Source organism: Knoellia sp. S7-12 (assembly GCF_040518285.1).
Classification (GTDB): Bacteria; Actinomycetota; Actinomycetes; order Actinomycetales; family Dermatophilaceae; genus Knoellia.
Window position 1 is genome coordinate 2,067,515 of sequence record NZ_CP155449.1, and the last position, 25,786, is coordinate 2,093,300.

Sequence of the window (25,786 nt, forward strand, 5' to 3'; positions counted from 1 at the left end):
TCACTTCCCAGCCGTTGCCGCGCTCTTGGCGGCAGGCTTCTTGGTGGTCGGCACGTCTGTGCCGGTGTCCTTGCGCGTGCGGGGGGCGGTCTCAACTGCACCGACGACCCCGGCGCCGGCCTTGGCCGCCTTGATCGAGTCCTTGGCCGCCTTGACGACGGCGGCGGGGGTGAAACCGAACTCGGTGAAGAGGGTCTTGGCGTCAGCGGATGCACCGAAGTGCTCGATGCTGATCGAGCGACCGGCGTCACCGATGATCTCTCGCCAGCCCTGTGCCACACCGGCTTCCACGCTGACGCGAGCGCGGATGGCGGGCGGAAGCACCTTGTCGCGGTAGGCCTTGGTCTGGTCGTCGAACCACTCGCGGCAGGGCATCGACACGACCCGAGTCGGCACACCCGACTTCTCGAGAGTGAGTCGGGCCTCGAGCGCGACGGACACCTCGGAGCCGGTGGCGACGATGATGACCTTCGGCTTCTGCTTGCCGTCGGCGCCGCCGTCGATGAGGACGTAGCCGCCCTTGGCGACGTTGCTCGCGTTGGCGTGCGTCTTGCGGTCGATAGTGGGCAGGGCCTGACGGCTGAGCGCCAGAGCGGCGGTTGCACCGTTGCGCAGGATGGCGCCCCAGGCGGCCGACGTCTCGTTGGCGTCGGCCGGGCGCACGACATCGAGTCCGGGCATGGCGCGCAGCGCGGCGAGGTGCTCGATCGGCTGGTGGGTCGGGCCGTCCTCACCCAGCCCGATGGAGTCGTGCGTCCAGACATAAGTCACCGGGAGCTGCTGGATCGCAGCAAGGCGCACGGCCGGTCGCATGTAGTCGGAGAACACGAGGAAGGTGCCGCCGTAGGGGCGGGTCATCCCCTCGAGGGCGATGCCGTTGAGGATCATGCCCATGGCGTTCTCGCGGATGCCGAAGTGCAGGGTGCGGCCGTAGGGTCCGCCCTTCCACGCGTCGGTCTGCTTGGACTTCGGGATGAAGGAAGCCTCGCCCTCCATCGTCGTGTTGTTGGACTCCGCGAGGTCGGCCGAACCGCCCCACAGCTCCGGCATGATCGGCGCAAGGGCACCCAGCACCTTGCCGGAGGCGGCGCGGGTGGCGATGCCCTTGTCGTCGGCAGGGAAGGTCGGCAGGGCGGCGTCGAGCCCGTCCGGGAGGTCTCCGGCAACGAGACGGTCGAGCAGCGTCGCGGCGTCCTTGTTCTTGCGCCGCCACGCGGCATACGTGGTGTTCCACGCCTTGTGGGCGGCCTTGCCGCGGGCCTTGGACTTGCGCGCATGGGCGAGCACGTCCTTGTCGACCTCGAAGGTCTTCTTGGGGTCGAAGCCGAGAAGCTCCTTGAGGCCGGAGATCTCGTCGTCGCCCAAGGCTGAACCGTGCGACTTGCCGGTGCCCTTCTTGGTCGGGGACGGCCAGGCGATGACCGTGTGCAGACGCACGAGTGTCGGCTTGGCCGACTTCTTGCTCTTGGTGAGTGCGTCGAGCAGGGCGTCGACGTCCTCGACGTAGTCGGCCGAGCCCGCCGGGTCGTTGCTCTGGCGCCAGTCGACGTCTGCGACCTCCCAGCCGTAGGCCTCGTAGCGCTTGGCCACGTCCTCGGAGAACGAGATGTCGGTGTCGTCCTCGATGGAGATCTGGTTGGCGTCATAGATGACGGTCAGGTTGCCGAGCTCCTGGTGTCCGGCGAGCGAGCTGGCCTCGGACGCCACGCCCTCCATGAGGTCACCATCGGAGGCAATGACCCACACATGGTGGTCGAACGGGCTCTGTCCGGGCTTGGCATCGGGGTCGAGCAGGCCGCGCTGACGACGCTGCGCCATGGCCATTCCCACGGCGGAGGCGAGGCCTGAGCCGAGCGGCCCGGTAGTGATCTCGACGCCGGGGGTGTGGTGCACCTCTGGGTGGCCCGGGGTGAGCGAGCCCCACGTGCGCAGCGCCTTGAGGTCCTTCAGCTCGAGGCCGTAGCCCGACAGGTAGAGCTGGATGTATTGGGTGAGGCTCGAGTGGCCGCACGAAAGGACGAACCGGTCACGGCCGAGCCACGTCGGGTCCGACGGGTCGTGCGTCATGACGTTCTGGAAGAGCAGGTATGCCGCGGGGGCCAGGCTCATGGCCGTGCCGGGGTGGCCGTTGCCGACCTTCTGCACGGCATCGGCGGCGAGGACGCGAACCGTGTCGACGGCCTTGACGTCCAGGTCGTTCCACTTCGCCTTGCGAGCCGTGGGGCGGGCGATCTCGGTGGAGCGAGTGGCGGTCGCTGCGGAGGTGCGGCGGGTCTTGGCCCGGCCTGCCTTCGTCGGGGTGGTGGTCACGTGGAGCCTCTCTGACGTCGAGCAATTGTGATGCAGATCAAACCTTTGATTCCCACCCTAGACCGCAGCCCACCGGTGAGAGCGACCACGTCCGCCCCGGTTAGACTCACGTTGACTTCACTGCCCCACCGCACCGCGAACTACCCCGAAGGACGCCGTGGCAACCGCCCCGATCAGCACCGCCTCGCCGGCTCGGCCGACGACTGGCTGGAAGCGATCGGTGGGCAACTACGTAGCACTCACCAAGCCGCGCATCATCGAGTTGCTGCTCGTGACAACGGTTCCAGTGATGTTCCTCGCCGAACGCGGTGTCCCGAACCTCTGGCTCGTGGTCGCGACGCTTGTCGGCGGCACCCTCAGCGCTGGGGCGGCCAACACCTTCAACTGTGTCTATGACCGCGACATCGACGCACTCATGGACCGCACGAAGAACCGGCCCATGGTCACGGGTGAGATCACGCCTCGCGCCGGGTTGATCTTCGGCGCCGCCCTCACGGTGCTGTCGACGGTGTGGTTCGTCGCCTTCGTCAACGTCGCGTCGGCCCTGTTGTCACTCGCGGCCATCGCTTTGTATGCCGTGCTCTACACGATGATTCTCAAGCGCCGCACCCCGCAGAACATCGTCTGGGGTGGCGTCGCTGGCTGCATGCCGACGCTCATCGGTTGGTCGGCAGTGACGGGATCGGTCGGCTGGCCGGCCGTGATCCTCTTCTTCGTCATCTTCTTTTGGACGCCGCCGCACTACTGGCCGCTGTCGATGGCCTTCAAGGACGACTACGCCAACGCTCAGGTGCCGATGCTCCCGGTCGAGCGCGGAGCACTCGCCGTCGCGCGCCAGATCGTCGCCTACAGCTGGGTCATGGTGTTGGTCTCCCTGGCCCTGATCCCGGTGGCCGACATGGGCTGGATCTATCTCGTGGCCGCTGTCGTCAGCGGCGCGGTCTTCATCGGCGAGGCGCACCGCCTACTGCACCTCGCGAAGTCGGGCGCTGCAACCAAGGAACTCAAGCCGATGCGGCTCTTCCACTTCTCGATCACCTACGTGACGCTGCTCTTCCTCGCGGTCGCCATCGACCCGCTGGTCCACCTCTCCATCGGCTGATCCGGCAGGTTGCGGCCCGAGCGAAAGGGGCCGACGAACACAGACAGCGACACGAGAGCGTGCATCGCAGCCATGACCAGAATGGTCTCGCGGACGCCGATCCACGTGCCGAGGCCACCGGCGAGGAGGCCCGCCAAGGGCATCGTTCCGAAGTTGAGGACCGACGAGGTCGCCGTGGTGCGGCCGAGCAGGTCTCCGGGCACATAGCGAACGCGGAAAGAGCTGCGCACGACGTTGGCGCCGACGACCCCGAGGCCCACGATGAATGATCCCGCAGCGACGAGGGCGGCCCCGAGTTCGGGTTGCGCCAGCCCGAGGAGCAGTGCTGGCGGTCCGCCGATGACCTGCAGCATCCGCAGGGAGCCGGCGTTGCCGAGCCAGGTCGTCGCGCGCGTCGCGATTGCGGCTCCGACCAGACCGCCCGCAGACCCGAAGGCCATCACGAAGCCGACCGACCCGGGCTCGAGACCGAGGTCGCGCACCATGAAGAGCACGATCAGCGCGCCGTAGCCGGTGAGGGCGAAGTTGCTCAACCCGCCCTGGATCGAGAAGAAGCGGAGGAAGGGGTCGCGCGCGACGATCGCGACGCCTTCGCGCACCTGTCGGCGCATCGGCTGGGCCGCTGGCCTGTCGGGCGCCGGGCCGAACTCGTCGGGACGCATCCGCGCCAGGCACACCCACGACGCCAGGAAGCTGACGACGTCGATCACGATGGCGAAGGCGGCCGAGAACGCCTGCACGAGAAGCCCACCCACGCCGGGGCCGCCGATCTGCATTGCCGCCTCGGTTCCGTAGATCCGCGCGTTGGCGCGTTCGAGATCCGGGCTCGCCACGACGCGGGGCACGAACGCGGCGTATGCCGTCCGGAAGAAGACCGTGCAGCAGCCCAGTCCCAGCGCGGCGAGGACGAGGTGGGGGAGGGTGAGGACTCCGAGGGCCCACGCCACGGGAACCGTCGCAACCACCAGGGCGGCGACGAGGTCGGCCCGCATCATGACGCGGCGCGGGTCCGAGCGGTCGACCCAGGCGCCGGCGACGAGCCCCAGCATGAGCCACGGCAACCAGATGGCGCCGGCGAGGACGCCCATCCAGAACGGACCGGCATCGAACTGGGTCACGGCGACGAGCGGGAAGATCACGGTCGTCGTCATCGAGCCGAGGACGCTGATGCCTTCTCCGGCCCACAGCAGCCGGAAGTTGCGGTTGCGGGCCAGCGAGGGCTGAGGCCCAATCACGTCCGTCGCGGTCGTCACGGCTGGGCCGGGAAGCCGCGGGAGAACACGAAGAATGGCTCGCGTTCCGCGCCGTCGTCGGGGATCTCTCTCTGGCTCCACCTCACGAGGACCTCGATGAGTTCCGCAGCGACCTCGCGCGACTCCGTGGGGGTGAGACGCATCCAGTTCTGGGTGGCGAAGGCGGCACTGTCCCACTCGGGCACCGTGGCAGCGTTGGCGTTCCACTCCTGGACCCGCTCGAACTGCCGCTGCACGGTCAGGGCCTCCGCGGCATACGCCGCAGTGACGGCAGCGGTGTCGGAGGCGAAGTCAGCGCGGGACCACCGGGTGCCGGGGTCGACGAGGCGCCACCACCGCTCGCGACGGTCCTTGGCGAGCTCGGGTGCCTCTTCGACGAGGCCGGCCTCACTCAGCACCTTGAGGTGGTGGCTGGCGGAACCAACTGCTTGGCCGGTGCGGGCTGCCAGAGCAGACGCCGTGGATGGCCCGTCGACCTTGAGGGCGTCCATCATCCGCGAGCGGAACACGTTGGCCATGGCCGACAGGGCCTTGGCGTCGGTGATCGTTCGGACGCCGTCGGGGGAGCGCCGCTCTGGGCTATTGGGTGTGCTCATATCGATGAACCTAGACCCACAAGAACCATTGTGCAACTAGTCTTGTGCAATTCTCCGAAGAGACACGAGACCGTGGGTGAGGGCCACAACGAGGGCGGCTGCGCCGAACATGTGAACCAGGACGAGGACCTCGGGCAGGTCGGTGAGGTACTGGACGTAGCCGATCGCTCCCTGCGCGAGCGTCACGATGAGGACGGCTCGCCAAGCAGAGCTCACCGTCTCGGGGGCAGGGGAGAGGCGGGTGGCCAACCAGACCGCCACGACGAGTCCGACGAAGAGCATCACGGCATCGGCGTGCAGCCACGAGATGGTTCGCGGGTCGAAGCCGAAGCGCGCGGGTGCGTCGGCGTCGCCGGAGTGGGGGCCTGAGCCCGTGACGACGGTCCCAAGGACGAGGACGACAGCGCCCACGCCGCTGGTGAGCCAGGCGATACGACGCACGAGGTCAGGGACGAGAGCGGCCGGCTCGCCGTCTCGCTCGTTGCGGGCGAACCACAGGTATGCCGCGACGGCCACGAGCCCTGCCGAGACGAGGAAGTGGGCCGCGACTGTCACCGGGTGGAGCTCGGTGAGAACAGTGACGCCGCCGAGGGCGGCCTGGAAGATGACTCCGCCGAGCACGGTGGCGGCGGCGATCTTGAGGCGCCGTGCAGGTGCACACTGCCAGACGGCCACGACCGCGAGGATGGCAATGATCGTGAGAACGCTCGTGAGCATGCGGTTGCCGAACTCGATGACCTTGTGGAAGCCCTCGGCCTGCTCCTGCACCGGAACATAGGAGCCGGGCACACACTCCGGCCAGGTCGGGCACCCCAGGCCGCTGCCGGTGAGGCGTACGAGGCCACCGGACACGATGATTCCCACCTGGGCAACGAGGTTCGCCAAGAGGATGCGGTGATAGTTCCGGGAGATCAGCGTGTTCACTTAACGCAGAGTATGGGACCTCCATGTCAGCCCTCGCTGGGGTATCGCCTGTGGCTCCCGGCCTGTAGCGGAGAAAATCTCCGCAGGTCGGCGCTGCGCCGTGCCTCTCGTGCTTGACCAATTCTTGACCGGCACTTGACCGTCGATGTGCCAGCGGCTGACAAAGTCCGGGTTTGGCAAAGGATTGGTCAGTTTCGTTGACGCGCACGTCAGCCCGCCGGTTGGGTCAGGATCGCGCCGAAGCCCGCGGCATATCCAGGCCGCTCCGGAGGGGGACGACGCTTCCACCCGTGGCCGCACGTCATCCCGTGCGGTCCGAACGAGAAGAGGTACGACGTGATTCGACGATCCACTGGCGCCATGGCGGTTACCGCTGCCCTGGCCCTTCCTCTGGCCCTGTCCCTGGCCGTCCCTGGAGCACAAGCCCTCGGAGCGGACACGACGTGGCCAACCCGTACCTCGAACGCCAAGGCCGACCCGGCTGGCGACCACAAGGCGCTCGGCCTGTCGGCTGACGAGAAGCTCGTCGTGACGTCGATCCTGACGGACAAGGACGGCACGCAGCACATCCGCTACAACCGCACCTTCAAGGGTCTGCGCGTGATCGGTGGGGACCTCGTCCTCGCGAAGGCCAAGAGCGGCGCCAAGAAGGACGTGCGGTTCAACGCGTCCGGCAAGGCCGCAGTCACGTCGACGTCGCCCAAGAAGAGCGCCGCAGAGGCTTCAGCCGTGGCGACCAAGAACGCCCGCAAGAGCGCGTCGGCCAAGGTCGACGCGAGCGAACTCGTGGTGTGGGCCGGCGGCACGTCGCCCCGACTCGCGTACGAGGTCATCACTGAGGGGATCAAGGCCGACCAGACGCCGACGCGCCTGCACACCCTCGTCGACGCCGACTCCGGCGCGATCCTCGAGTCTTGGGACGAGGTCAAGCACGGCACCGGGAACTCGCAGTACTCCGGTCAGGTCACGCTCAACTCGACTCAGTCCGGCAGCTCCTGGCTGCTCAAGGACTCGGTCGGCAACCACACGACCGACCTCAACGGGGCGACGTCGGGCACCGGCACACAGTTCACCGACGCCGACAACATCTGGGGCAACGGCTCGACCACGAGCCGTCAGACCGCGGGCGTCGACGCGCAGTACGGCGCCGAGAAGACCTACGCGTACTTCAACTCGGTCCTGGGTCGCGCCGGCATCTGGAACAACGGCACCGGCGCTCGCAGCCGCGTCCACTACGGCAACGCCTACGTCAACGCGTTCTGGGACGGCACCCAGATGACCTACGGCGACGGTGCAGGCAACGCCAAGCCGCTGACGGCCATCGACATCGCTGGACACGAGATGAGCCACGGTGTCACCGAGAACACGTCGAACCTCAACTACAGCGGCGACGCCGGGGGACTCAACGAGGCCACGTCGGACATCTTCGGTGCGGCCGTGGAGTTCTACGCCAACAACTCGAGCGACGTCGGGGACTACCTCATCGGCGAGAAGATCGACATCAACGGCAATGGCACGCCCCTGCGCTACATGGACAAGCCGAGCAAGGACGGCCGGAGCCCGGACTGCTGGTCAACCAACACCAAGAATCTCGACCCGCACTACTCCTCGGGCGCACTGAACCACTGGTTCTACATGGCCGCTGAGGGCTCGGGCGCCAAGACGATCAACGGTGTCAGCTACAACAGCGCCACCTGTGGAGGCGCTCCGGCCGTCATCGGCGCCGGTCGCAGCAACGTCGAGAAGGTCTGGTACCGCACCCTGTCGACCAAGCTCACCTCGGGCAGCACGTATGCCGCCGCCCGCAACGGTGCGATCGCCTCCGCCAAGGAGCTCTACGGCGCCACCAGCCAGACCTGCAAGTCGGTCGAGGCGGCGTTCACGGCCATCTCGGTCCCGGTCGGCACGGAGAAGTGTGATGGCACGACAACCCCGCCGCCCACCGGTGGCAACTTGCTCCTCAACCCGGGCTTCGAGTCCGGTGCGGTGAGTTGGACCGGCACCTCCGGACCGATCACCAACAACACCGGTCGTCCGGCCCGCACCGGCAGCTGGAAGGCGTGGCTCGGTGGCAACGGCTCGACGTCGACCGAGACGATCCAGCAGAGCGTCGCGATCCCGTCGACCGTCACCGCAGCGACCCTGTCGTTCTGGCTGCGCACCGACACGGCTGAGTCCGGCTCCACGGTCTACGACACGATGAAGGTCCAGGTCGTCGACGGCTCGACGACCACGACTCTCGCGACGTATTCCAACGTCGGGACGAACGCGACCTACACCCAGAAGTCCTTCAACCTCACGGCATACAAGGGCAAGACCGTGACGGTGAAGTACCTCATGAGTGAGGACTCCTCCCTGCAGACGTCGTTCGTCGTCGACGACACGGCACTGGCCACCAGCTAGGCGATTCCGGGCCGGGTCGGCGCTCCACCCAGAGCGCCGGCCCGGCCCTTCGCTGCACCCACGCTGCAACCAACCTGCAACCTCAAGGAGATTTCGCATGCCTTCGCACATTCGACAGTTCCTCGCGCCGGTGGCCATCGCCTCGCTCGCCGCAGCCTCTCTCGTGGCAGCGGCACCGATCACCCAGGCGCGCCCGGCAGCGGCGTCCGCCGTCGCTGCCAGTCCCGACATCTCGGTGGCCAACACCCAGGCGCACCTCAACCAGCTGCAGTCGATCGCCACCGCCAACGGCGGCAACCGCTACACCGGCCGATCCGGCTACGCCGCCTCGATCAACTACGTGAAGGGCAAGCTCGACGCCGCCGGCTACACGACGACCGTCCAGAACTTCAGCACCTCAGCCGGGATGACGTCCAACCTCATCGCCGAGTGGCCGGTAGGTGACGCCAACAACGTCGTCATGCTCGGTGGCCACCTCGACAGCGTCTCGACCGGCGCGGGGATCAACGACAACGGTTCCGGCAGCGCCGGGGTCCTCGAGGCTGCCCTGGCGTATGCCGCGAGCGGCCAGAGCGCGAAGAGTCGCCTGCGCATCGGGTTCTGGGGTGCCGAGGAGCTCGGCCTGCTGGGCTCGAAGCACTACATGAGCAGCCTGTCGACCACGGACAAGAACAAGATCCGCGTCTATCTCAACTTCGACATGATCGGTTCGCCCAACCCCGGCTACTTCGTCTACAACGACAACCCCGCAGGCAACGCCGCGCGTGACGAGCTCACGAGCTGGTACACGTCCAAGGGGATCGCGTGGGAGTACATCGACGTGCAGGGTCGCAGCGACCATGCTGCCTTCCGGTCCTATGGCATTGCCACGGCCGGCATCTTCAGTGGTGCCGAGACGCTCAAGTCGAGCAGCCAGGCGTCGAAGTGGGGCGGTACGGCGGGCCGCGCGTTCGACCCCTGCTACCACTCCTCGTGCGACAACATCAACAACATCAACGTGACCGCGCTCGACCGTGGTGTCGACGTCATCGGTCACATGCTGTGGCTGTATGCCGCCAAGGACTACGGCACCACAACGCCGCCCACCGGTGGCAATCTGCTGAAGAACCCGGGCTTCGAGTCCGGTGCCGTGAGCTGGACCGGCACTTCTGGCCCGATCACCAACAGCACCAGCCGACCGGCTCGCACCGGTAGCTGGAAGGCGTGGCTCGGTGGCAACGGTGCGACGTCGACCGAGACGGTCCAGCAGAGCGTCGCGATCCCGTCGACGGTCACGGCAGCGACGTTGTCGTTCTGGCTGCGCACCGACACGGCCGAGTCCGGCTCCACGGTCTACGACACGGTGAAGGTCCAGGTCGTCGACGGTTCCATGACGACCACGTTGGCGACGTACTCCAACGTTGGCGCCAACGCGACCTACGCGCAGAAGTCGTTCAACCTCACTTCATACAAGGGCAAGACCGTGACGGTGAAGTACGTCATGAGTGAGGACTCCTCGCTCCAGACGTCCTTCGTCGTCGACGACACTGCACTCACCACGAGCTGAAGCGGAAGACCTGCCTCAGACGACACGGACCGACGATGGGCCGGCACGCCTCCGGGTGCCGGCCCATCGTTGTGTCCGGTCGAGGGACGAAGGCCCGGGGAGACGCAGGATCGGGGCGGACCGTTGTGCGCAGTCCGAGGGGAAGGCGGAGGTCAGTCGGACCAGCGGAACCAGCGGGCCGCCGCCAGCCCGGCGACGAGCGCCCAGATCAGGAGGACGAGCCACTGCCCGAGGGGCCACTGGCCCTCGACCAGGGCCAGCCGCAGCCCGTCGCCCAGCGCGCCAGAGGGCAGGGCCCGGGCGAGACCTGCGAGTCCATCCGGGAGCCGGTCAGTGGGGAGCAGGACCCCGAGGCCCAGCAGCAGCACCCACGCGAGGTTGGCCAGGGCGAGCACGCCCTCAGCGCGGACCCTCCCGGCGAGAAGCAGGCCAAGCGCAAGGAAGGCGGCGGCACCGAGCGCGGCGGTGACGAGTGCAGGCAGGACACCTGACAGCTCCGGACGCCACCCGAGAAGTGTTGCGATGACGCCGAGGACCACGAGCTGCACGACGATGACGATGCCGACGGCCGCGAACTTGCCGATGAGCAGGCCCTCACGACCGAGAGGGCTCGCACCGAGGAATCGCAGGACACCGTGTCGCCGGTCGAATCCGGTCGCGATGGCCTGCCCGGTGAAGGCCGTCGACACGACAGCCAGCGCGAACACCCCCGCTGTGACGACGTCGATGCGCCGTCCGGGTCCGAGATCGGGGACGTCGGCCAGCCCGAGTGCGACGAGGGCGAGGGCCGGGAGGACGAGTGCGACGAGGAGCTGCTCGCCGTGGCTGAGGATGGTCGCGGTCTCGAAGCGTGCCTGGGCGAGCCAGCGCTGCATCGGTCGCGCCGGACCTGCTCCTGTCGTTGGGGCGCTCATCGCCGGCCTCCCGCAGTGAGGGCGAAGTAGCGCTCTTCGAGGGGGTGCCCGTCGCAGACCTCGGCGAGTGAGCCCTCGGCAACGACCCGGCCGGCGTTCATGATGACGACGTGGTCGGCGAGGCGCTCGGCCTCCTCGAACGAGTGTGTCGTCACGACCACTGCTGACTCGCGCGCTGTTTCTGAGATGAGGGCCCACACCTCGAGCCGGGCGTGCGGGTCCAGCCCGGCCGTTGGCTCGTCGAGGAACGCCACCTCGGGGCGGCCGACCAAGGCTGCCGCGAGGGCGACACGTTGGCGTTCGCCACCGGACAGCCGGCGGATCGAACGGTCCGAGACCCGGTCGAGGTCGAGACGGGTCATGAGGCTTTCCACGTCGGCGGGGGATCGGTGCAATCGAGCAACGTGCCGAAGCAGTCGCCGCGCCGTCGTGGTCACCGGAAGTCCGCCGTCCTGAAGCATCACGCCGATGCGAGCCCGATGCTCTGCCGGAGCCCGCCACGGGTCGACCCCGAGGACCCGAGCCGTGCCCGCCGTGGGGCGCTGCAGACCCTCGAGGCACTCCATCGTCGTGGTCTTCCCTGCACCGTTGGGGCCGAGCACTGCCGTCACTGCGCCAGACTGTGCGGACCACGATGCGTCGTCGACGGCTCGCACCGCGCCGACATCTCGGCGCAGACCCACGACCTCGACTGCAGACACGGCGCACATCTTAGGCTGGACCGCACTCAACCCAAGGAGACCCATGGTCACCCTCGACCGCGAGGCCGCCCCGGCCACCGCCGTGGCAGCCGTTCCCGCCCTCGTGGCGGCCCTCGCCGGACGGCGGGGAGCGGCACTCGCCCTCGGTGTCCTGCCAGCTGCCGTGGCACTGTTCTTCCGCGACCCCGACCGTCGTCCGGACCATGGCGCCGGCACTTCGTCACGCGGCTCGGTTGACGCCGACACCGTCGTCGCACCGGCCGACGGCAAGGTCATGTATTCCGGTCCCGGCCAGGATGGCGTGGCACCGGAGGGGGAGTGGCAGCAGGTGAGCATCTTCCTGTCGGCCTTCGACGTGCACATCAACAGGGCGCCCTACGGCGGCACGCTGCGCGAGGTGACCTACCGCCCCGGCAAGTGGCTTGCGGCATACACGCATGAAAGTGCGCACCTGAACGAGCGCACCGACCTCGTCATTGAACGTGAGGTCCATGGGCAGACCCGAGTCGTCCACTTCCGGCAGATCGTGGGACTCATGGCCCGCCGCGTCGTCACGCGCGTCGCCGTGGGCGAAGAACTCGCGACCGGCCAGCGGATCGGCCTGATGAAGTTCGGCTCCAGGATGGACGTCTTCGTGCCACCAGAGGTCGGACTGCTCGTGCATGCCGGGCAGCGAGTGGTCGCCGGCGAGACCGTCATCGCCCGGTGGCCGTCCTCGGTCGTGCCCACGTGAGCGACGAGGCCGGGCGTCGCCGCCGCTTTGACCGCTGGCGGCTCATCTCGCCCAGCGGTGCCGAGGTCGTCTCGCTGCGTCAGCTGAGCAAACGTGAGCGCCTGCGCGTCACGGCGCCGACGCTCTTCACCATCGTCAACATGATGAGCGGCCTCTCGTCGGTGCTGCTCGCCTTCCGTGGGGAGTTCACGCTCGCCGCGATCCTCATCGCGGTCTCGATCGTCATGGACATCGCCGACGGTGGGGTGGCCCGTTTGGTCGGGGCGACGTCGCCGTTCGGTCTGCAGATGGACTCTCTGGCCGACCTCATCGCGTTCGGGTTCGCGCCAGCCATCCTCGTGCACACCTGGGCACTGCCGGACTACCCGGTGCTCTCCTGGCTGGCGGCGTTCTTCTGGCTGGGCTGTGCCGCCTTCCGGCTCGCGCGGTTCAACGTCACCGTCGACCCGACAGCGGACAAGCGCTACTTCGTCGGGCTGCCCAGCCCGGCGGCGGCGGCGGTCATCATGGCGACGATCTTTGCTCTCAACCAACCGAAGGCAGGCGGCTACGACGCCTCCCTCATCGTGCCGGTCATCGTGAGCTTCGTCCCGGCGGTGCTCATGGTGACGTCGATCCGGTTCCGGTCGTTCCGTAACCTGCTCGCACCCACGGGTCGAGCAGGGTGGATCACCACCGGCCTCGCCGTGCTGGCCGTCGTGGTGGGTCTGGCCCTCAGCCCAGGCCTCACCGGGCTCGTCATCGGCTACGGCTACATCCTCCAGGCGCCGCTCGGTGTCCTTACGGCACCGTTGCGGGAGCGCCTGCTCGGTCCTGACTCCGTGGCCCCCCGGCGCGAACGCATGCCATCGGTCTTCCTGCCGGACACGGACGATGATGAAGACGACGGCGGCGACGGCGACGGCGACGGCGGCAGCGACGCGGACGCCGACGGCAACAACCGCTGAAGGTTAGGATCACCTTCGTTTCACGGGGGTTGCGCAATTACGTAACATTGTCGTTGTGAATATCCCGGCCAGCACTGGAGTGCCTCTGGTCCTCGAGTCGCGCACGCGCGACCGGGTCCTGCAGGCCATCAGTGAGCACGGCCCGGTGACCGCCACGGCACTGGCTGATGAGTTGAGCCTCACCGTCCCGGCCGTGCGGCGTCACCTCGAGAACCTCACCGAGTCCGGACTCATCGACGAGCGCGAGGTCGCGGTGGCCTCCAGCCGTGGTCGAGGTCGTCCGGCCCGCTCTTTCGTCCTCAGCGAGGGCGGTCACCAGGCGCTGGATTCCGACTACGACCACCTCGCGACCGAGGCCCTGCGTTTCCTGTCCGCCGAGGTGGGCGAGGAGGCGGTGCGGCGCTTCGCCGAGTCCCGCGTCGGTCTCCTCGAGGAGAAATATGCCGCAGAGCTCGCTGCGGCAGGCACCGACACTGCCGCTCGGGTCGAGGCCCTGGTCGCCGCGCTCACGCGCGACGGCTTCGCCGCGTCAGCACGCCCGATGGGTGAAAACCACGGGGCAGCAAAGGGATCCAACGCGGTCTCCGGACTGTCCGGCATACAGCTCTGTCAGGGTCATTGCCCGGTTCAGGACGCCGCCCGGGAATTTCCTCAGTTCTGTGACGCTGAAACGGACGCGTTCTCGCGCCTGCTCGGCGTGCACGTCCAACGACTCGCAACACTCGCGCACGGTGATCACGTGTGCACGACGTTCGTCCCCACCAAGTCTGAGCTTTCAACAGAAGGGTCCACGCGATGAGCACCATCGAGGAACTCAACCCCGGTCTCAAAGACATCGGGCGCTACGACTTCGGATGGGCAGACAGCGACACCGCTGGCACCAACGCCCGTCGCGGACTGAATGACGAGGTCGTCCTCGACATCTCGCGGCGCAAGAGTGAGCCGCAGTGGATGGAGGACCTCCGCATGAAGTCGCTGCGCCTGTTCTACAAGAAGCCCATGCCGACGTGGGGGAGCGACCTCACCGGCATCGACTTCCAGAACATCAAGTACTTCGTGAAGTCGACCGAGAAGCAGGCCACCTCCTGGGAGGACCTGCCCGAGGACATCAAGAACACCTACGACCGGCTCGGCATCCCCGAGGCAGAGAAGCAGCGCCTCGTGTCCGGCGTCGCGGCTCAGTACGAGTCCGAGGTCGTCTACCACCAGATCCGCGAGGACCTGGAGGAGAAGGGCGTCATCTTCGTCGACACCGACACGGGCCTGCGCGAGCACGAGGACCTGTTCCGCGAGTACTTCGCGTCGGTGATCCCCGCCGGTGACAACAAGTTCGCCGCGCTCAACACCGCCGTCTGGTCGGGTGGGTCGTTCATCTACATCCCGCCGGGCGTCCACGTCGACATCCCGCTGCAGGCCTACTTCCGGATCAACACCGAGAACATGGGCCAGTTCGAGCGGACGCTGATCATCGCGGACGAGGGCTCCTACGTGCACTACGTCGAGGGCTGCACCGCGCCGATCTACCAGTCCGACTCGCTGCACTCGGCCGTCGTCGAGATCATCGTCAAGAAGAACGCCCGCGTGCGTTACACGACGATCCAGAACTGGTCCAACAACGTCTACAACCTCGTCACCAAGCGCGCGACCTGCGCCGAGGGCGCGACGATGGAGTGGATCGACGGCAACATCGGCTCCAAGGTGACGATGAAGTACCCCGCGGTCTTCCTCATGGGCGAGTACGCCAAGGGCGAGACGCTCTCCGTCGCCTTCGCTGGCGAGGGCCAGCACCAGGACGCCGGTTCCAAGATGGTCCACGCTGCCCCCAACACCTCCTCGACGATCGTGTCGAAGTCGGTCGCCCGTGGCGGTGGCCGCACGTCCTACCGCGGCCTCGTCCAGATCATGGAGGGCGCACACGGCTCCAAGTCGAGCGTCGTCTGCGACGCCCTGCTCGTCGACACGATCAGCCGCTCCGACACCTACCCCTACGTCGACATCCGCGAGGACGACGTGACGATGGGCCACGAGGCCACCGTCTCCAAGGTGTCCGAGGACCAGATGTTCTATCTCATGTCCCGAGGCATGTCAGAGACCGAGGCCATGGCGATGATCGTGCGCGGCTTCGTCGAGCCCATCGCCAAGGAACTCCCCATGGAGTACGCCCTCGAGCTGAACCGCCTCATTGAGCTCCAGATGGAAGGAGCAGTCGGCTGATGAGCCTGCTGACCCCCCAGAAGAACCCCGCCGCTGGAGCCCATGTGGACTCCGCCGCTGCCTTCGTCCCCGATCAGTCCCGCGCCGAGCGGACCACCTCGTATGCCGTGGCGGACTTCCCGGTCCCGTCCGGTCGCGAGGAGGAGTGGCGGTTCACTCCCGTCGACCGTCTCCAGGCCCTGTTTGCCGAGACGGCCGGCACGGCCCTACGCCGCGAGGAGTCACTGCCCGACGGCGTGACCGTCTCGTCGCTCTCTCGTGAGGAGTGGCAGGGGAGTGCTGCGCCGAAGCCGGCTGACCGCGCTGCCGTCGTCGCGACCGCCCAGGCCGAGTCGATCACCGTGCTCGACGTCCCGGCCGAGGCCGAGCTCGCCGAGCCCGTGCGCCTGCTGCTCACCGGTGACGGCGGGCTGTCCCACGGACACACCGTCATTCGCGTGGGCAAGTTCGCCAGGGCGACCGTCGTCCTGCGTCACGAGGGCGACGCCCAGTACTCCGAGCTGCTCTCCGTCGTCGTCGGCGACGGAGCCGACGTCACCGTCGTCACGGTCCAGGAGTGGGCCGACAGCGCCCTGCACCTCGGGCAGCACGACGTCGTCGTCGGCCGTGACGCCAAGGTCCGCCACATCGCGGTCACCCTCGGTGGCGGCATCGTGCGGCTCAACACCAATGCCTCGTATGCCGGTCCCGGCGGTTCGTTCGAAGCGCTCGGCGTCTACTTCGCCGACGCAGGACAGCACCAGGAGCACCGGCTGTTCGTCGACCACGAGGCGCCCCACTGTCGCTCCAACGTCGAATACAAGGGCGCTCTCCAGGGCGACAGTGCGCACACGGTGTGGGTCGGTGACGTCCTCATCCGCGCAGCCGCCGAGGGCACCGACACCTACGAGCTCAACCGCAACCTCATCCTCACTGACGGCGCTCGCGCCGACTCCGTGCCCAACCTCGAGATCGAGACCGGCGAGATCGCCGGAGCCGGACACGCCTCTGCCACCGGCCGATTCGACGACCAGCAGCTGTTCTACCTGCAGGCTCGTGGCATTGACGAGGACACCGCCCGACGACTCGTCGTGCGTGGCTTCTTTGCCTCGATCATCGGTCGCATCGGCGTGCCCGAGATCGAGGAGCACCTCATGGAGGCGATCGACCGCGAGCTGGAGGCCAACGCATGAGCGAGGTCACCGGAGCCGCCACACGGTCCAGCTCGGCTGTCTTCACGCGTGTCTGCTCCCTTGACGAGCTCCCCACCGTGGGAGCCGCAGCGGCAGACATCCACGGCCGGACGGTCGCCATCGTCCGCACCGAGGACGGCGATGTCCACGCCGTTGACGACATCTGCAGCCACGCCAATGTGTCGCTTTCCGAGGGCGAGCTCGACGGCTGCACCCTCGAGTGCTGGCTCCACGGCTCACGTTTCGACATCCGCACCGGCACACCGTCCGGCCCCCCGGCGACCGTCCCCATCGCCGTCCACACCGTCAAGATCGAGAACGGTGACGTCTTCGTCGCCGTCGCTGAGGAGAACTGAAATATGAGCACCCTTGTGATCAAGGACCTCCACGTCACGGTGGACACCGAGCAGGGCACCAAGGAGATCCTCCGCGGCGTCACGCTGACCATCAACTCGGGCGAGACCCACGCGATCATGGGCCCCAACGGCTCGGGCAAGTCGACCCTCGCCTACTCCATCGCCGGTCACCCCAAGTACACCGTCACCAGCGGCACCGTCACCCTCGACGGTGAGGATGTCCTCGCGATGAGTGTCGACGAGCGCGCCCGCGCCGGGCTCTTCCTCGCGATGCAGTACCCCGTCGAGGTCCCCGGCGTGACGGTGAGCAACTTCCTGCGCACCGCCAAGACCGCGATCGACGGCGAGGCCCCCAAGCTCCGCACGTGGGTCAAGGAACTCAAGCAGTCCATGACCGACCTCAAGATGGACCCGGCCGTGTCCGAGCGCGGGGTCAACGAGGGCTTCTCCGGTGGCGAGAAGAAGCGTCACGAGATCCTCCAGATGGAGCTGCTCAAGCCCAAGATCGCCATCCTCGACGAGACCGACTCCGGCCTCGATGTCGACGCGCTCCGCATCGTCTCCGAGGGCGTCAACCGCGCCAAGGAGGCCACGGGTTCGGGCGTTCTGCTCATCACGCACTACACGCGGATCCTGCGCTACATCCAGCCCGACTTCGTGCACGTCTTCGTCGACGGCAAGATCGCCGAGCAGGGTGGATCCGAGCTCGCCGACCGCCTCGAGGCCGAGGGCTATGACCGCTTTCAGACCGCACCCGCGACCGTCACGACCGCGTGATTGGAGGCTCAAATGCCTGAGCCGTTGAGTACGCCGTTCACCGCTGAGGAAGTAGCCCGCATCCGGGCCGACTTCCCGATCCTTGCGCGCACTGTGCGTGACGGTGCGTCGCTCGTCTATCTCGACTCGGGCGCGACCTCCCACAAGCCGGTCCAGGTCCTCGACGCGGAGCGTGACTTCTATGAGCGCCTGAACTCTGCGCCGCACCGCGGGGCACACGCACTCTCCGAAGAGGCGACGGCGGCATACGAAGGTGCCCGTGAGCGCATCGCGGCGTTCATCGGGGCGCAGGCGCAGGACGTCGTCTTCACCAAGAACGCGACGGAGTCGCTCAACCTGGTCGCCTACGCGTTCTCGAACTCGCCGCACCCGGGCATCCCGGGCAGCGAGCGGTTTGCGCTCGGCGAGGGCGACGAGGTGCTCATCACCGAGATGGAGCACCACGCCAACCTCGTGCCGTGGCAGGAGCTCTGTCGTCGCACCGGCGCCACGCTGCGGTGGATCCCCGTCACCGACGACGGTCGGCTCGACCTCAGCGCTCTGGGCGAGCTCATCAACGAGCACACCAAGGTCGTCGCCCTCGTTCACGCGTCCAACGTCCTCGGCACGGTCAACCCCGTCAGCGAGATTGCCGAGCGAGCCCACGAGGTCGGTGCAGTCGTCGTCCTCGACGCCTGCCAGTCGGTGCCGCACCTCAGTGTTGACGTCGAGAACCTCAGCGCGCATGGCGTCGACTTCGTTGCCTTCTCTGGCCACAAGATGTTCGGTCCGAGCGGCATCGGCGTCCTCTGGGGGCGCCGCGAACTGCTCGAGGCCATGCCGCCATTTCTCACCGGTGGCTCGATGATCGAGATGGTCCGCATGGAGGGCAGCACCTATGCGCCGCCACCGCAGCGCTTCGAGGCCGGGGTCCCGATGTCCGCGCAGGCGATCGGCCTCGCAGCAGCTGTCGACTACATCAACGAGCTCGGGATCGAGCGCATCCACGCGCACGAGCTGGCCCTCACTGAGCGGCTGCTCGCCGGTCTCGCCACGCGCTCCTGGATCACCGTCGTCGGCCCGACTGACCTCGAATCCCGTGGTGGCACCGTCGCATTCGTCGTCGACGGCGTCCACGCCCACGACGTCGGGCACGTGCTCGACAGCGCCGGTGTCGCCGTCCGTGTCGGTCACCACTGCGCGTGGCCGCTGCACCGCCGCTTCAAGGTGGCGGCGACGACGCGAGCCAGCTTCGCGGCATACAACACGTTCGACGAAGTCGACACCCTCCTCGACGCGCTCGACCGCGTTCCGCAGATTTACGGAGTGGCCAGCTGATGGACCTGTTTCAAGAACTGATCCTCGAGCACTCGAAGCGCCCGCAGCATGCTGGTTTGCGCGAGCCGTTCGAGGCCGAGGTGCACCACGTCAACCCGACGTGCGGGGACGAGGTGACCATGCGGATCCACGTCGTTGGAGAAGGAGATGCGGCCATCGTCGAGGACATCTCCTACGACGCGCTCGGCTGCTCGATCAGCATGGCCTCGACGTCGATCCTCGCTGAGGAGAGCATCGGTCGCCCGCTGAGCGAGGTCCTCGTGACCTTCGAGGCGATGAAGGCCATGCTCACCTCCAAGGGTGAGGACCCCGGCGACGAAGAGGTCATCGGTGACGGTGTCGCCCTCGCCGGTGTCGGCAAGTACCCCGCACGCGTCAAGTGCGCCCTCCTGGGATGGATGGCGTTCACTGACGCGTTGCACCAGAGTGGTCGTGGAAATGCCACGGTGACCACCACTCCGCCCGCGCAAGAACCTGTGAAGTCCGTGGAAGGAACGTCATGAGTGAGACCACCAACGCACCGGTCAATGTGGCCGACGTCGAGGAGGCCATGCGCGATGTCGTCGACCCCGAGCTAGGGATCAACGTCGTCGACCTCGGCCTCGTCTACGGCATCACCGTCGATGGCCAGAACCACGCCGTCATCGACATGACCCTGACGTCGGCGGCCTGCCCGCTCACCGATGTCATCGAGGACCAGACCCAGCAGTCGCTCGAGGGACTCGTGTCGTCCTACCGCGTCAACTGGGTCTGGATGCCGCCGTGGGGTCCGGACAAGATCACCGACGACGGTCGCGACCAGCTTCGCGCCCTCGGGTTCAATCTCTGAGCCGTCAACATCTGAGCCTGAACACCACGTGAGTCGCGTCGTCGAGGTCGCGCCCGAGCGGTATCCCGCCTGGCGCGAGCGTTTCGATGCCGCCAATCCCGACGGTCCCCAGCGGATCGTCGGGGTTTCGCATTTCGATCACCCTCACCTGGCCGTCCTGCTGATCCGACGCGGTGGGTATGCCGTGGCGCACGTCGAGGGGTCCGCTCTCGTCCTGCACAAGGTGGGGACGCGTCACGTCCAGTCGCGCACGGCTGCCGGTGGATGGTCGCAGCAGCGGTTCGCGCGACGGCGCGGCAACCAGGCCGACGAACTGGTCCGCGCTGTGACCGAGCACTTCCTGCGCATCGTGCCGGCCGGCATACCCACGGGTTTGGTCGTTGGTGGGGACAAGACCCTCGTGGGGGAAGTCCTGGAGGATCCACGAACGGTGTTTGTGGGGGACCTGCCCAGGCGCGAGTTCCACAACATCGGTGACCCGCGACGGGCCGTACTCGACGAGGTTGTGCGACGAGCACGCAGCGTCGAGGTTCGCATCGACGACGGTCCCGGACGGGACTGATCGGGTTGGCGGGGCCATGATGGGGAGATGGCCAGCTACAGCGTGAACAAGGCCGCGGTGAAGCGCTGCCGCGAGCTCATCGAGTCAGGCAAGGTCGTCCTCGAGAGTGACTGGGGAGATGCCCAGCCCGACGCCGACGCCCAGAACACGTTCCTCGACAGGCACGACTGGGACGACTACGCGGCGTGGCACCTGGGCCTCACCGACGACGCCAGCGACGAGACCAAGGCGCGTCACGCCTTCGCCTTCGGCGACTTCGACAGGGTTCACCGAAGCGCCCTGATCGCCTGCGTCTATCGAGCCTCGCAGTGGCGACACAAGAAGGTCGAGCTGGCCGCGCACCGCTTGCTGCAGGAGCTGGACAAGGCTCACCCCAGGCCGGACTGATCCGAACCCGGGGTGAGGGGACTGCGTCAGACGATGCCGGTCAAGCGGCTCAGCCGAAGGTGTTGCACTGGTTGAGGTCGCCCTTGCTGTAGCCCTGGAGGAACCAGCGCTGGCGCTGCTCGGCGGAGCCATGGGTCCACGCCTCGGGGTTGACCTGACCCTGGGTCTTCTCCTGGATGCGGTCGTCACCGACAGCCGAAGCTGCGGAGAGGGCGCTCTTGATGTCGGCCTCGGTCAGCGGCTTGAGGAAGGGTTCGCCGCCGGGACCTTCGGTCGTCGAGGCAGCCTGGGCCCATACACCTGCGAGGCAGTCGGCCATGAGCTCGATCTTGACGGCACCACTGTTGGCACCCTGCGGGTCCTGCTGGGCGCGCCCGAGGAGTCCGAGCTGGTCCTGGAGGGCGTGGCCGTACTCGTGGGCAACGACGTACTCCTGGGCGAGCGCGCCGCCGTCGGACCCGAAGTCCTTCTCGAGGATCGCGAAGAAGTCGGCGTCGATGAAGATCTTCTGGTCGAGCGGGCAGTAGAACGGCCCGACCTGGTTGCTCGCGGTGCCGCACTGCGACTGCGTCGTGCCCTTGAAGAGGACGGTCTTGGCCGGAACCCACTGCTTCTGGTAGCGGGGGAGCTCGGCGGTCCAGAAGGCATTGAGCGAGTTCACAGTGCCGATGACCCGGCACTCGACGTCGGCGTTGGCGTCAGCGCCGGTCTTGCAGCGCTCGAAGGCGTCGCCGCCCGTGCTCGTGCCTTCGACCTGCTCCTGGCTGGTGCCGGCCGACCCGCCGCCCGTGGGGAGGTCGGAGGGGTTGATACCGAAGATCAGGCCGAGGATGAGAAGGATGATGCCGCCGAGCCCACCACCCACGGCGATGCCTCCGGGGCCACCGCCACCGCCGCCGGACTCCACCTGCGAGGTGTCGAGACCGACACCGTCGTTGAAGCTCATCCAAGGCCTCCCATGTATCGCGTTTTCCGTGCGGAGCACGGCCCACCTAGACTAAAGGTCGAAAGGCCCGCGGTGCGTCAGCGGTGCGCCTCACGATCCAACTCAGTTTTCCCCCGACGAAGGACTTTCCTGTGCTTACTGCTGCCGCTATCGAGCTGCGCGCAGGATCCCGACTCCTCCTCGACAACGTCTCCTTCCGGGTGGCCGCCGGAGACCGGATCGGCCTCGTCGGCCGCAACGGCGCCGGCAAGACCACTCTCACCAAGGTGCTCGCAGGCGCGGGACAAGCCGCTGCCGGGACGGTGCAGAGCACCGGTGAGGTCGGCTACCTGCCGCAGGACCCCCGCACGGGTGACCTCCACGTCACCGGGCGCGATCGCATCCTGTCCGCGCGTGGCCTCGACCGCATCGTGCGCGACCTGCGCGCCGCCGAGTTGGCCATGGCCGAGCAGACAGGAGAGAAGCTCGAGCAGGCCATGCGCCGCTATGGGCGCCTCGAGGGCGAGTTCCACGCCGCTGGTGGCTATGCCGCGGAGTCCGAGGCCGCGTCGATCGCCTCAGCCTTGGCGCTCGAGGAGCGCCACCTCGACCAGACCCTCGCCACCCTCTCTGGTGGTCAGCGACGACGCATCGAGCTCTCGCGCATCCTCTTCTCCGGCGCCGAGACGTTGCTGCTCGACGAGCCGACCAACCACCTCGACGCCGACTCGATCGTGTGGCTGCGTGACCATCTCAAGGGCTACAAGGGCGGGCTTATCGTCATCTCGCACGACGTGGAGCTGCTCGACGCGGTCGTCAACAAGGTCTTCCACCTCGACGCCAACCGAGCCGAACTCGACATCTACAGCCTCGGCTGGAAGGCCTACCTCCAGCAACGCGAGACCGACGAGCGTCGGCGCAAGCGCGAGCGGGCCAACGCCGAGAAGAAGGCCGGGGTGCTCATGGCCCAGGCCGACAAGATGCGCGCCAAGGCCACCAAGACCGTGGCCGCCCAGAACATGGCGCGTCGCGCCGAGCGTCTCCTGTCGGGCCTGGAGACCGAGCGGGTCACGGACCGCGTGGCCAAGCTGCGCTTCCCGGACCCCTCCCCGTGCGGCAAGACGCCGCTGCGCGCGAGCGGGTTGTCCCGCTCCTATGGCTCCCTCGAGATCTTCACCGATGTCGACCTCGCCATCGACCGCGGCTCGCGCGTCGTCGTGCTGGGTCTCAACGGTGCCGGCAAGACGACGCTCTTGCGGATGCTTGCTGGCGTGGACGCGCCCGACACCGGCCAGGTCGAGCCCGGACACGGCCTCAAGATCGGCTACTACGCCCAGGAGCACGAGAACCTCGATGTCGACCGCTCCGTGCTCGACAACATGAAGTCGGCCGCACCGGAGCTCGGCGAGACCGACGTGCGCAAGACCCTCGGGTCGTTCCTCTTCACCGGCGACGACGTCGACAAGCCCGCCGGCGTGCTGTCTGGTGGAGAGAAGACCCGTTTGTCGCTCGCTCTCCTCGTCGTGTCGTCGGCCAACGTCCTCCTTCTGGACGAACCCACCAACAACCTCGACCCGGCGTCGCGCGCCGAGATCCTCGGTGCCCTCAAGACCTACAAGGGTGCCGTCGTCCTCGTGACGCACGATGAGGGCGCGGTTGACGCCCTCGAGCCCGAGCGCATCCTGCTGTTGCCCGATGGTGTCGAGGACCTGTGGGGTCCCGACTACAAGGACCTCGTCAACCTCGCCTGACGCTTGCCGTGGAGGCGCCCTGTCGGTGCCGACTCGTACGCTTGAAACGTGTGGCCCTCGGGCACCGTCGGAATGTGTTGGCGACGGTGCTGGTTTGACCTCAAGCGCACCTGAGCAATGAGGATCGGACACATGAAGACGTTCATCGACGGCGGGAACACCAGACCATGAGCATGGCCGGATGGCAGGCGATCCAGAGCCTGAGCAAGGACGCGAGCGTCAAGTCCAAGGAGCTGGCGCCGGGGACGGCACGCCGCGTCCTTTCCTACGCGCGTCCCTATCGCCGCATCATCGTGGGCTTCCTCGCGCTCGTCGTCGTCGACGCACTGCTCATCGTCGCGACGCCACTGCTCTTCAAGAGCCTCATTGACGACGGAATCCAACCGAAGGACTCCGCGGTCGTCGTCCGGCTGTCCCTCCTCGTCGCCGCCATTGCGGTTGTCAGCGCCGCGGTCACCCTGCTGTCTCGCTGGCTCTCGGCCCGGATCGGGGAAGGGCTCATCGTCGACCTGCGCACGCAGGTGTTCGCCCACGTCCTCCGTCAGCCGATCGCGTTCTTCACCCGCGCCCAGACAGGTGCACTGGTGTCGCGCCTCAACAACGACGTCATCGGAGCGCAGCAGGCCTTCACGTCGGTGCTTTCGAGCGTCGTGAGCAACGCCGTCTCGCTCGTCGTCATCGTCGGAACCATGTTCTATCTCTCGTGGCAGCTGACCCTCGCCTCCCTCGTGCTCGTGCCGCTGTTCCTCCTTCCGGCGCGCACGATGGGAGGACGACTGGCCGGGCTCGCCCACGACCAGATGGGCCTCAACGCCGACCTCGGCACCCGCATGACCGAGCGCTTCAACGTGGCCGGTGCCCTCCTCGTCAAGATCTACGGCAATCCCGCGGTCGAGAACCGTGAGTACTCCCAGCGCGCCGAGAGCGTCAGGGACGTGGGGGTGCGGATCGCCGTCAACCGTTCCGTCTTCTTCGTCGGGCTCACCCTCGTTGCCGCTTTGGCAACGGCCTTGGTCTACGGATTCGGCGGCGTTATGGCGGTGAACGGGGGGATATCGGTCGGCACCCTCCTCGCTCTCACCGCCCTGCTCGCGCGCCTCTATGGTCCGTTGACGACGATCTCCAACGCTCGCGTCGACGTCATGACTGCGCTGGTGTCCTTCGAGCGGGTCTTTGAGATCGTCGACCTCGAGCCCCTCGTCGCCGAGGCGCCCGATGCGGCCGTGGTTCCCGCCGGCCCGGTGCGCCTCGATCTCGACCACGTCGGCTTCAACTATCCGGCTGCTGGCGAGATGTCGCTCAAGTCGCTCGAGTCGTCCGCCAGCGGAGACCGCGAGGCCGGTGACGTCGTGCTCCACGAGATCGACGCGACCATCGAGCCCGGGCAGCTCGTGGCTCTGGTCGGCCCCAGCGGCGCCGGCAAGTCGACTCTGACCGCACTCGTGGCCCGCCTCTATGACCCGACGAGCGGCGCGGTGCGCATCAATGGTGTAGATCTGCGCACGGTCACCCTGGAGTCGCTGCGCGACACCGTCAGCGTGGTCACGCAGGAGGCGCACCTCTTCCACGACACGATCCGGGCCAACCTCATGTATGCCGCGCCGTTGGCCACCGACGCCGACGTCGAGGCGGCACTTCGCGCCGCTCGTGTGTGGGAACTCGTCGAGCGACTGCCAGCAGGTCTCGACACGGTTGTCGGCGACCGCGGGCACCGGCTGAGCGGCGGTGAGAAGCAGCGCATCGCCATTGCGCGGCTTCTCCTCAAGGGTCCTCGCCTCGTCGTCCTCGACGAGGCGACCGCCCACCTGGACAGCGAGAGCGAGGTGGCCGTCCAGCGCGCGCTCGACACCGCCCTCGAGGGCCGGACCGCGCTCGTCATCGCCCACCGACTCTCCACGGTCCGGCACGCCGACGTGATCCTCGTGCTCGACAAGGGGAGGATCGTCGAACGAGGCACCCATGCCGAACTGCTTACGGTTGGTGGTCTCTACAGCGACCTCTACACAACACAGTTCGACACATCTGCAGATAATGAGGGCTCCACCTCGCGCACCACCGCCTAAGAGC

Annotated in this window: 24 protein-coding genes; 17 read left to right on the top strand and 7 right to left on the bottom strand. The window is 67.4% G+C overall.

Going from position 1 to position 25,786, the window contains the following annotated elements:
* Positions 1–2,232: a transketolase gene (gene tkt, locus V6K52_RS09910; RefSeq protein WP_353953760.1), complete on the bottom strand. Its 2,232-nt coding sequence runs from the start codon at positions 2,230–2,232 to the stop codon at positions 1–3.
* A gap of 298 nt (positions 2,233–2,530) precedes the next feature.
* Between tkt and V6K52_RS09915 the strand changes: the two genes are divergently transcribed.
* Complete coding sequence (locus tag V6K52_RS09915) at positions 2,531–3,412, top strand: heme o synthase (RefSeq protein WP_353953761.1); 882 nt, start codon at positions 2,531–2,533, stop codon at positions 3,410–3,412.
* On the opposite strand, the gene V6K52_RS09920 is transcribed toward V6K52_RS09915, so the two are convergent.
* From V6K52_RS09920 to V6K52_RS09930, 3 genes are read right to left on the bottom strand one after another with little or no spacing between them, the layout of a single operon-like run.
* Positions 3,349–4,665: an MFS transporter gene (locus tag V6K52_RS09920; protein WP_353953692.1), complete on the bottom strand. Its 1,317-nt coding sequence runs from the start codon at positions 4,663–4,665 to the stop codon at positions 3,349–3,351. The genes V6K52_RS09915 and V6K52_RS09920 overlap by 64 nt on opposite strands.
* Positions 4,662–5,261: a winged helix-turn-helix domain-containing protein gene (locus V6K52_RS09925; RefSeq protein ID WP_353953693.1), complete on the bottom strand. Its 600-nt coding sequence runs from the start codon at positions 5,259–5,261 to the stop codon at positions 4,662–4,664. Before V6K52_RS09925 ends, V6K52_RS09920 begins: the two co-directional genes overlap by 4 nt.
* A gap of 36 nt (positions 5,262–5,297) precedes the next feature.
* Positions 5,298–6,185: a COX15/CtaA family protein gene (locus tag V6K52_RS09930; protein WP_353953694.1), complete on the bottom strand. Its 888-nt coding sequence runs from the start codon at positions 6,183–6,185 to the stop codon at positions 5,298–5,300.
* A gap of 360 nt (positions 6,186–6,545) precedes the next feature.
* Between V6K52_RS09930 and V6K52_RS09935 the strand changes: the two genes are divergently transcribed.
* Positions 6,546–8,588, top strand: coding sequence for a M4 family metallopeptidase (locus tag V6K52_RS09935; protein WP_353953695.1), 2,043 nt, complete (start codon positions 6,546–6,548; stop codon positions 8,586–8,588).
* 97 nt (positions 8,589–8,685) lie between these two features.
* Entirely contained in the window at positions 8,686–10,134 is a 1,449-nt protein-coding gene (locus V6K52_RS09940; protein WP_353953696.1) for a M28 family peptidase, read from the top strand.
* Positions 10,135–10,286: 152 nt separating this feature from the next.
* On the opposite strand, the gene V6K52_RS09945 is transcribed toward V6K52_RS09940, so the two are convergent.
* Both V6K52_RS09945 and V6K52_RS09950 read right to left on the bottom strand, forming a co-directional pair.
* Positions 10,287–11,048: an ABC transporter permease gene (locus tag V6K52_RS09945; protein ID WP_353953697.1), complete on the bottom strand. Its 762-nt coding sequence runs from the start codon at positions 11,046–11,048 to the stop codon at positions 10,287–10,289.
* Positions 11,045–11,758, bottom strand: a complete 714-nt coding sequence (locus V6K52_RS09950) for an ABC transporter ATP-binding protein (protein WP_353953698.1) — start codon at positions 11,756–11,758, stop codon at positions 11,045–11,047. Before V6K52_RS09950 ends, V6K52_RS09945 begins: the two co-directional genes overlap by 4 nt.
* Positions 11,759–11,792: 34 nt before the next feature.
* Here V6K52_RS09950 and V6K52_RS09955 point away from each other — a divergent pair, with 34 nt between their 5' ends.
* Genes V6K52_RS09955 through V6K52_RS10010 form a run of 12 tightly spaced genes read left to right on the top strand, consistent with a single transcriptional unit; the run spans position 11,793 to position 21,043 of the window.
* Positions 11,793–12,482 (top strand): phosphatidylserine decarboxylase, encoded by a 690-nt coding sequence (locus V6K52_RS09955; protein WP_353953699.1) that lies wholly within the window; start codon positions 11,793–11,795, stop codon positions 12,480–12,482.
* A complete protein-coding gene (gene pssA, locus V6K52_RS09960) occupies positions 12,455–13,429 on the top strand; it encodes a CDP-diacylglycerol--serine O-phosphatidyltransferase (protein ID WP_353953700.1) in 975 nt (324 codons plus the stop codon). The genes V6K52_RS09955 and pssA overlap by 28 nt, the downstream gene beginning before the upstream one ends.
* 55 nt (positions 13,430–13,484) lie before the next feature.
* The gene (locus V6K52_RS09965; protein WP_353953701.1) at positions 13,485–14,228 is read left to right on the top strand and encodes a helix-turn-helix domain-containing protein; all 744 of its coding nucleotides are present in this window, start codon (positions 13,485–13,487) and stop codon (positions 14,226–14,228) included.
* A complete protein-coding gene (gene sufB / locus V6K52_RS09970) occupies positions 14,225–15,643 on the top strand; it encodes a Fe-S cluster assembly protein SufB (RefSeq protein ID WP_353953702.1) in 1,419 nt (472 codons plus the stop codon). Before V6K52_RS09965 ends, sufB begins: the two co-directional genes overlap by 4 nt.
* Positions 15,643–16,815, top strand: a complete 1,173-nt coding sequence (gene sufD, locus V6K52_RS09975) for a Fe-S cluster assembly protein SufD (protein ID WP_353949963.1) — start codon at positions 15,643–15,645, stop codon at positions 16,813–16,815. The genes sufB and sufD overlap by 1 nt, the downstream gene beginning before the upstream one ends.
* On the top strand, positions 16,812–17,171 hold the full coding sequence (locus V6K52_RS09980) for a non-heme iron oxygenase ferredoxin subunit (RefSeq protein ID WP_353949964.1): 360 nt from the start codon (positions 16,812–16,814) through the stop codon (positions 17,169–17,171). Before sufD ends, V6K52_RS09980 begins: the two co-directional genes overlap by 4 nt.
* A gap of 3 nt (positions 17,172–17,174) precedes the next feature.
* Positions 17,175–17,948, top strand: coding sequence for a Fe-S cluster assembly ATPase SufC (gene sufC, locus V6K52_RS09985; RefSeq protein ID WP_353949965.1), 774 nt, complete (start codon positions 17,175–17,177; stop codon positions 17,946–17,948).
* Between the two features lie 12 nt (positions 17,949–17,960).
* The gene (locus tag V6K52_RS09990; protein WP_353949966.1) at positions 17,961–19,265 is read left to right on the top strand and encodes a cysteine desulfurase; all 1,305 of its coding nucleotides are present in this window, start codon (positions 17,961–17,963) and stop codon (positions 19,263–19,265) included.
* Positions 19,265–19,768 carry a Fe-S cluster assembly sulfur transfer protein SufU gene (gene sufU / locus V6K52_RS09995; protein ID WP_353949967.1) on the top strand — a complete coding sequence of 168 codons (504 nt, stop codon included), beginning with the start codon at positions 19,265–19,267 and terminating at the stop codon, positions 19,766–19,768. Before V6K52_RS09990 ends, sufU begins: the two co-directional genes overlap by 1 nt.
* Positions 19,765–20,094: a metal-sulfur cluster assembly factor gene (locus V6K52_RS10000; protein WP_353949968.1), complete on the top strand. Its 330-nt coding sequence runs from the start codon at positions 19,765–19,767 to the stop codon at positions 20,092–20,094. The genes sufU and V6K52_RS10000 overlap by 4 nt, the downstream gene beginning before the upstream one ends.
* A gap of 28 nt (positions 20,095–20,122) precedes the next feature.
* Positions 20,123–20,656, top strand: coding sequence for an acVLRF1 family peptidyl-tRNA hydrolase (locus V6K52_RS10005; RefSeq protein WP_353949969.1), 534 nt, complete (start codon positions 20,123–20,125; stop codon positions 20,654–20,656).
* 27 nt (positions 20,657–20,683) lie between these two features.
* Positions 20,684–21,043, top strand: coding sequence for a hypothetical protein (locus tag V6K52_RS10010; RefSeq protein ID WP_353949970.1), 360 nt, complete (start codon positions 20,684–20,686; stop codon positions 21,041–21,043).
* A gap of 49 nt (positions 21,044–21,092) precedes the next feature.
* Here the strand turns inward: V6K52_RS10010 and V6K52_RS10015 are convergent, their stop codons facing one another.
* Positions 21,093–21,989, bottom strand: coding sequence for a neutral zinc metallopeptidase (locus tag V6K52_RS10015; RefSeq protein ID WP_353949971.1), 897 nt, complete (start codon positions 21,987–21,989; stop codon positions 21,093–21,095).
* 131 nt (positions 21,990–22,120) lie between these two features.
* Here V6K52_RS10015 and V6K52_RS10020 point away from each other — a divergent pair, with 131 nt between their 5' ends.
* Both V6K52_RS10020 and V6K52_RS10025 read left to right on the top strand, forming a co-directional pair.
* Positions 22,121–23,719, top strand: coding sequence for an ABC-F family ATP-binding cassette domain-containing protein (locus V6K52_RS10020; protein ID WP_353949972.1), 1,599 nt, complete (start codon positions 22,121–22,123; stop codon positions 23,717–23,719).
* A 167-nt stretch (positions 23,720–23,886) separates the two neighbouring features.
* Positions 23,887–25,782, top strand: a complete 1,896-nt coding sequence (locus V6K52_RS10025) for an ABC transporter ATP-binding protein (RefSeq protein ID WP_353949973.1) — start codon at positions 23,887–23,889, stop codon at positions 25,780–25,782.
* Positions 25,783–25,786 lie beyond the last annotated feature (4 nt).